Raw genomic sequence first — 602 nt, 5'->3', positions numbered from 1 at the left:
TTTACCATCCAAGCCTTGGAGCTGCAAGTAGAAGAAAGCCCACGCATCCAAACACTAGAAGACTTGGTGATTTGTGATGATGATACACTCAACGGATTTGCAGCATTCAACTTGGCACAAAACACCGCCAATGCCATCGGAACACAAGATGCAGAAAATCTTACCGTAACCTACCATGAAACCCAAGCCGATGCAGAAGCAGGCACCAACGCCATCGCTGTACCGAGCAATTATACCAACAACACCAACCCACAAAGCATTTACGTTCGTCTAACCGACACCGAAACCGGTTGCATCGATCAATTTGGCTTTACAGACGACAATAGCTTTACGATTAGCGTAGAAGCATACCCAGACTTAAGCACTCCAACACCGCTAGAAGTTTGTAACACCCAAGCCAACCCAGAAGCGAACTTCCCGACCGGAAACTTTGATCTGACCCAAAAACAAGAAGAGTTAACCGGTTTATCGCCTGTACCTGGAAGCATCAGCTTTACGTATTACGAAAGCGAAACAGACTTAAACAATCAGGAAAATCAAATAGCAGATCCCACGGATTACATCAACACGAGCAATCCACCGATGCTGATTTACGTAGAAGC

The 602-nt window shown here is 45.7% G+C and carries 1 protein-coding gene; it reads left to right on the top strand.

Annotated features, from left to right (window positions below; genetic code table 11):
- Positions 1-602, top strand: a 602-nt coding sequence (locus IEV72_RS13585; RefSeq protein WP_505891265.1) for an FIDD domain-containing protein, incomplete at both ends; no start/stop codon positions are given.

The sequence above is a fragment of the Psychroflexus planctonicus genome, from assembly GCF_014640195.1.
GTDB lineage: Bacteria > Bacteroidota > Bacteroidia > Flavobacteriales > Flavobacteriaceae > Psychroflexus > Psychroflexus planctonicus.
The sequence above is the reverse complement of the archived record's forward strand: the minus strand, read 5'-3'. Positions and strand labels throughout refer to the sequence as shown.